The sequence below is a fragment of the Streptomyces anatolicus genome, from assembly GCF_019400875.1.
GTDB classification, from domain to species: domain Bacteria; phylum Actinomycetota; class Actinomycetes; order Streptomycetales; family Streptomycetaceae; genus Streptomyces; species Streptomyces anatolicus.
Genome location: NZ_WMBF01000372.1, coordinates 1 through 6,405, shown reverse-complemented (window position 1 = coordinate 6,405; position 6,405 = coordinate 1). Strand labels below are relative to the sequence as shown.

Sequence of the window (6,405 nt, the reverse complement as noted above, 5' to 3'; positions counted from 1 at the left end):
CCACAAGACGCGCGGGCCCTACTCCAAGCATCCCCCTCCCCGGCAGCCCCCGCCTGACCGGCGGACCGGAGGCTCAGTGACGCTTCCACGTGATCTTCGTTGACCAGCCCATGAAGAAGATCACCGCGCTCACCGCGCTCGCCCTCAGCACCCTCGCCGTGACCGCCCCGGCCCCCGCCCACGCCGACGACGGCCACCACACCGGCAACGGCACGAACGCCGCGAACAACTGGAACTTCACCGCGGCCGACGTATGCCTGCAAGAGCTGGCCGTGGTCCCGGTCCTCGGTGACTGGGTGGGCGACGGCGCCAACAACTGCGCGAACGGAAACGTCATCGACCGCGCTGTGAAGGCCCTGCCGCCCCTCGGCTGACCCCGCACGAAGAGGCCCCCCAGTCGATCACGACTGGGGGGCCGATCAGCGGCTCTCGCCTGCTGCTTGCTACCCGGTGGGCGCGGACGGTTTCGAACCGCCGACATCCTCCTTGCCAGAGCGCCGCTCCAAGAATCCAGAGCTTTCGAGACTTACCTAAGGGCTTTGTGGATTCCTATGGGCCCTGCCGATTCGATCACCTAACGACACGAAATCCGCTTACCACCTGCGGATTGCCCCATCACAGCGACCCGCACAATCTCCCGCGCGCTCTCGCTCTCGTGCGCATGAATCCAGGTCACCTTGCCGCCACGCTTCTGCCCCAAGGAAATCGCCTGCGTGTCTCTCTCCGGCACTCCGGCTTCCTGCAGTAAGGGACGTGATCTTGTGCCGGTACTCGTAGATCCGAGGCCGCCATTCCATCCACCGCGTCTCCCGGTTTCCGCCTGCCGGGCCACGCCGGACCGCGCGCCCTCAAAGGTCGGCTCCCCGTACCGGCGCCACGGAAGCGGCCGGTGCGACGGTAACGAGCACGACACGCAGTGCATGAGTGTGTCCCACCGGACGATAGGCCCTTACAGAACCCTGCCCCCGCAGGTGATCACCGCGCGTCACGCGACACCCCGAGAACCGCCTTCGGAACCCCTCCGCGACCGACAGCCCGGCATATGACAGGACCTCGATCACGTGCGATCGGCGTACACCAGGCCGAAGACCTACCGACGCACCGCCCCCTACCAGGTGCTGTGTCCGCCGAGCATCTGACGCATGTGCGCGCAGGGTCCGCTGCCCCTCTTGAAGCAATCCTTCGAAATCGGCCACCCGCCCTCAACTCAGGCAACAGGCAACACGAACAAGGAAAGCATTAATTAAATATGACATTAGAGGTAATAACGCCAAAACGTCACTAAAACGCATAGAGCATATACTACAAAAATGCGCAAATAGGATACAACTCTTTTTAGCCATCAGAACCAGTTCTGCCTTTACGGAACGGTTCGAACATGCCGAAGATCCTCCGACGATCCCGCATGGAGGGATCGCGGGGGGAGCGTGAAGGTTCACGCCATCCACCCCGAAGCCGGTCATCCAGATCAAATGGAGTTCGAGTGCGCTCATTTCGATACTTGTCTAGACAGTCATACACCGCCGCAGCAGTCGTTCTCGCTTTAACTGGCACGGCCCTGACTGCGAATACGACCGCCCTGGCAAATACCTCTGAAAAGCAGCAGGTCGCCGATGCACCTGTTATCAGCGTTCCGGTCACGAAGGCAAATACGGATGACATTACAGAAACAACCTCAGGGCGCGAGGAGCTAGCAGATTTCACCAATCGCAATTTGGGTGAGATTTCCGAAATACCACAGGGTGCATTGAAGGGAAAGAGGTTTAGCATTCAAGCCTCTGAACTGCAGAGTGAATACAAGGTTCTGGAGGTCGAAACGTCCACGGTCGCCTCCGAGTTGGCCTTGCCCGCCTCTGCGTGCGAGGACCGAGACAGCGAAATCCTGGTGGTTCCGCAGAGCGTCACCAACATCAGTTACACGGTGGGCGATGGGGAAACCGGCGCACCGCTCGACTGGGATACCGGCACACCGGTCAGCCCAGATGAGGACCCCGGCAGCCCAGACTCCTGCAACCTGAGCGTTGAATGGGAGGAGGCACCAGACGCCGAGGATACTGTTCAAGACGACCCCGAAGAAGCTACCCCTTCGGCCACCAGGCCGTATGCCAAGAAGATTGCCAGCGACTGCTTCCGGCGCAAAGTAGCGAGAGCGTACTGGCCTGGCGGCGGTAGCGTCAAAACTGCTTACAATGACTCCTGTTACCAGAATTGGGTGGAGAAGCACGATGGCAGCGATTCGTGGAACTATTATTCTAAGCGCGCCCTGAGTACCTGTGATAGGTATGGCAACTTCGCCATCAAGAGCTGTGGGCATGGCGTGAAACGCAAATCGTCGGGCCCGACGATTCACTGGCAGGACTGGGCGCCGAATGCCAGTCAGGACCGCAACGACTGCCGGGCGAGGAGTGCGAGTGTCACACTGTATTCGGTCAGTGTTTCAGCAAACTTCGATATCTGCGATAAGCAGCTGATTCACAAGTATGCAGAAGCCGGAAAGATGAGCAGCTACTGGAAGGGCACTGCGCGTAGCGCCCGGGGCACCCAGCACCAGGTCTCGGTCAAGACGAACCAGCGCCAAGGCCGGCCCAAGTGGAAGCACTGGACGAACGTTGGGTGGGGTGTGTAATCACCCCAGATGACCCGCGTGGGGTAAAGGGCGGGGCCAGTGCCACGGTCCCGTCCGCCCCCTACTACCAACCCATGAGGCAAGAGATGCGTCCCCGAATCATGCTCCTGGCCGTGCCCCTGCTCTTGGCCGCCAGTGCGTGCGCCAGCAGCGGCGACAACGCGAACCGAGAGCCCCGAAGGACAGTCAGCGAGAAGCAGGCGATCGCGATCCTTGACCATGTGGTCTCCCGTGCACCGCACTTGAGTGCCACACGGTTCTGCAAGGAACTCGCCTACCAGCAGAAGGCCTGCGCCTACGTACGCAAGCAGGCCGACGACTTCTGCCTCAAGCCGGGGCCCAAGCCCCGAGTCCTACGCTCCAAGGCCGTACGCCCGACCAAGGATTCAGACGGCGGCCGCGTCCTGGAAGTCGAGGGCAAGACCGCTGGCGGACACCGATACGTGTCTGAGTTCTTCGTGACCGCACCCGAGGGCAAGCCCCTCGCCTCAACTGCTGTCTACTGGTCAGGAGCCGGGCTGGCCGACTCCCCTCTCGGAGAGAGCAACAAGGTGCTCCCGCAGTCCGAATGCGGTGACGACGCACCGCGCTGACCCAGCATCTTCCAGGCCCTACAACGCGGGCAGCCTGCGGGCTCGTCGGGACAACTACAGCCTCCGGCGGGCCCGCGGTTGGTTCCACGCGGGCAGGAATGCGGTCCGATCTCGCGCCGCCCATGACTGCTACGTGCCGCTTTCTTCCGGTGGTCAAGCCGCTTACGCCAGCACGCGGAGCGAGCGCGTAGTCCCTGCCTGTGGCCCCTTCGAGCGCCTGCAGGCGAAGGGCGGTGCGAAGGCCGACGGAAGCGAGGCGCTCCAGAACGCGGCAGGGCGAGGGGTACAAGCGACTGAATCGTTCACGTGCTCGACTTTAAGGGAATATTGTCCACCTCTTTTTGCCTGCAACCGTGCTCGCCTGCAGTGCGATGATCACGACCCTACGAGGAGAGCAAAGCCAAGGACCATTGCTGATATAGGAGGCCGACGACAGAGGCGAGCATAAGAAATGCGTTTATGCCGACTTTGCATATGTCCCGGGATGAACCCGAGCCATCTGTGGTTCATCCCTGACCGCGCTCTCCACACGGGACGATCGTGTAGACCTTCATCTGAACCGTCCATTGACTCACCAGGATGCGTCCTCAATCAACAGAAGACGAATTGGCATCGCTCCTGCGGGAACGGTCTTCCCCTGACCCCGGTATCTCCGCTCGACGTCTGCCCCGTGGCTCGCCCGACCCCTAAGGTCGCCATGATCCCCTTTCGCCTGGAGCTCTAGAGGAGCCCCATTCACTGCAAGGCCCCGGTGCCGGGGAGACTCCTGGTACCCGTGGCCCGGTGTTGGCCCACGGATATCTCTTCGGCAGTGCCCGTCGGAGCGGCCGCTGCGGCTGTGTCCGCTCGCCAAGGGCGGGTGAGTGATCGCGATGCGCGTGCCACCCGTCGGTCAGCCCGCGCAGTGGACGAAGAGCACCCCGCGGACGTCGACGCCCGGCTCTGACTCGGTCAGAGCAAGCCGTCCCACCATTGACACAGGGTGGGACGGCTTAGTTTGTACGAACGGCACCCGCCGGTGCTGTGACGGGGGCCGTAGCCCCCGGCTGGCCTCCCCGCCGGGGCTCCACAGGATTGGGGCGCACGTCATCTAAACGTGCGCGTGAGACGCACCAGCCGTCGCCACGAGGTGCCATGCGTGGCAGTGGTGCGGTCTAGTCCCTGATGCGAGTGATCGCCGTCTCATGATCACGTGGGATGTGGGCTTTGTGCGGACTCCCAGCGTGAAGAGACCCCCCAACCCTAATCGGCTGGGGGGTCAAAACCAGGCTCTCACCTGCTACTTATCACCCGGTGGGCGCGGACGGTTTCGAACCGCCGACATCCTCCTTGTAAGGGAGGCGCTCTACCCCTGAGCTACGCGCCCGGGACGAGTGAACAGCCTACCTTGCCGCGGGCAGTGCCTCGCAAACCCCTGGTGGTGTCCGGGGCGGCGGCAAAGTCGCGGTGCTCGGTGCGAACTAACCGACCCGTGTGTTCGTCTCTAACCGGTGGGAGAATGTGACACCGGGCAGGGCTGATGACAGCACGGGAGAGGGATAGTGACGGCGACACCTTGGCAGCCGTACACACCGGACGAAGCGGGGAGCGACCCCTTGGCGGCCGCGACGGCCGCGACGGGCGCGGGTCGCCCGACGGGCGCGGTGAGCGCGCCACGCGGCCGGGCCCTGCGTGACGTCCTCGCCCTCGTCCTCCTCCCCCTGCCACTGCTCGCCCTCACCGCGCCCGCCGCGTTCGCGGGCGGCGGCACGCGCCGGTGGTTCGGGGGCCGCGGCGAGAGCGTGCGCGCCGAGGCACAGGCCGCGAAGGACGCCGCTGCCGCAGCCTTCTACGAACTGGACACCGCCCAGCGCGAGCTGCGCATCTCCATCGAGACGATCACCGCCGTCGACTCCTCGCCCGCGGCCCAGCGCGCCGCCGCCGACTTCGAGGCGCTCGGGCGGCGCATCGACGAGGTCAGCCACCAGTACATCAGCGCGGTCGACACCCATGACCTCGACCGGGACGACCTGGACGCGTCGGTCGCGGCCCACGCCAGGACCGAGCTGACGCGGGCCAAGGAGGAGTTGGAGAAGACCAAGGCGGAGCTGACCCGCTTCCAGCAGAGGCTCGGCCCGCTGCTCGACAAGGCGGAGACCCAGCTCGCCCGCCTCGCCCCCGCCGTCGAGCGGGCCCGCCAGACACTGCTCGCCGCGAGCAACGCCCTCGATTCCGTACGAGCCGCCGGGCTGAAGGCCGACGATCTCGCCGCCCGCCTCGCCGCCCTCGGCCCGGAGCTGACCAAGCTCAACCAGGGCGCGGGCCGGCACGGCGTGCCGGAGACCCTGCAGCGCGCCGACCGCGTCCTGCGCGACGCCGGGGCCGTGCGCGCCGAGGCCGAGCGGCTGCCCGAGCGCGCCGCCGAGATCGACCGCCGGCTCGTGTCGCTGCGGACCCGCGCGCAGGCCTTGACCACGCGCAGCGGTCAGGTCGACCCGATCCTCAGCGAGCTGCGGCGGCGCTTCACGCTCGCCTGCTGGCAGGACCTCCAGCCCGTCCCCGACCAGGCCGCGCAGAGCGTGCGCCAGGCCGAGACCAAGCTCCAGGAGGCCCAGCGGGCCCGCGAGGAACAGCGCTGGCCGGACGCCACCTCGCTGCTCTCGACGGTCCGCGCGCTGCTCAACTCCACGGACGAGGCGGTCTCCGCCGCCGGCGACCGGCTCCGCCGGCTCAACGCCGTGGCGAAGGACCCCCAGCAGGAGATCGAGCGCACCCGCTTCGCGATCCGCGACGCGCAGCGCCTCGCGATGGCGGGCCGCCAGACCCCCGAGCCGCGCCACGCCCGCCCGTTGGACGACTCGGTGGCCCGCCTGGACCGCGCGGTGACGACCCTGGAGGGCCGCCACCCCGACTACTGGCACTTCCTGACCGAGACCGAGGCGGTCCGCGCGACGGTGGCGAGAGTGGTCACCCAAATCCGCGAGGAGCGCGGCCAGGGTTCCTGACACCGCACCCCGCCCCGCCAGAAGCGCGGGCCAGGAGGCGCCCCGTCAGGGGCACACAGAGGCGCGGCCCAGGACAAGCGCCCCGTCAGGGGCACGCAGAGGCGCAGGCCAGGAGAAGCGCCCCGTCAGGGGCGCGGGGAACTGCGCGACCAGCCACAACGCCCCCGCAGAGCCCCTTCAGCCGCAACAACCCCCACCACAG

4 protein-coding genes and 1 tRNA gene are annotated in these 6,405 nt (G+C 65.9%); 4 read left to right on the top strand and 1 reads right to left on the bottom strand.

What is annotated here, in order from left to right:
- Window positions 1–110: 110 nt before the first annotated feature.
- From GKQ77_RS25095 to GKQ77_RS25085, 3 genes are all read left to right on the top strand, one after another.
- Window positions 111–374 (top strand): hypothetical protein, encoded by a 264-nt coding sequence (locus tag GKQ77_RS25095; protein WP_219691205.1) that lies wholly within the window; start codon window positions 111–113, stop codon window positions 372–374.
- A gap of 1,109 nt (window positions 375–1,483) precedes the next feature.
- Window positions 1,484–2,626, top strand: a complete 1,143-nt coding sequence (locus tag GKQ77_RS25090) for a hypothetical protein (RefSeq protein ID WP_219691203.1) — start codon at window positions 1,484–1,486, stop codon at window positions 2,624–2,626.
- A gap of 86 nt (window positions 2,627–2,712) precedes the next feature.
- Window positions 2,713–3,219, top strand: coding sequence for a hypothetical protein (locus tag GKQ77_RS25085; RefSeq protein WP_219691202.1), 507 nt, complete (start codon window positions 2,713–2,715; stop codon window positions 3,217–3,219).
- Between the two features lie 1,294 nt (window positions 3,220–4,513).
- Here the strand turns inward: GKQ77_RS25085 and GKQ77_RS25080 are convergent.
- A tRNA-Val gene (locus GKQ77_RS25080) sits at window positions 4,514–4,585 on the bottom strand.
- Window positions 4,586–4,760: 175 nt separating this feature from the next.
- Here GKQ77_RS25080 and GKQ77_RS25075 point away from each other — a divergent pair.
- Window positions 4,761–6,203, top strand: coding sequence for a coiled-coil domain-containing protein (locus GKQ77_RS25075; RefSeq protein WP_372459978.1), 1,443 nt, complete (start codon window positions 4,761–4,763; stop codon window positions 6,201–6,203).
- The last annotated feature ends 202 nt before the right edge of the window (window positions 6,204–6,405 follow it).

What these genes read in the sequence shown, in the direction of transcription:
- GKQ77_RS25095 (WP_219691205.1), top strand. Translation starts at nt 111, where the DNA reads ATGAAGAAGATCACCGCGCTCACCGCGCTCGCCCTCAGCACCCTCGCC.
- GKQ77_RS25085 (WP_219691202.1), top strand. Translation starts at nt 2,713, where the DNA reads ATGCGTCCCCGAATCATGCTCCTGGCCGTGCCCCTGCTCTTGGCCGCC.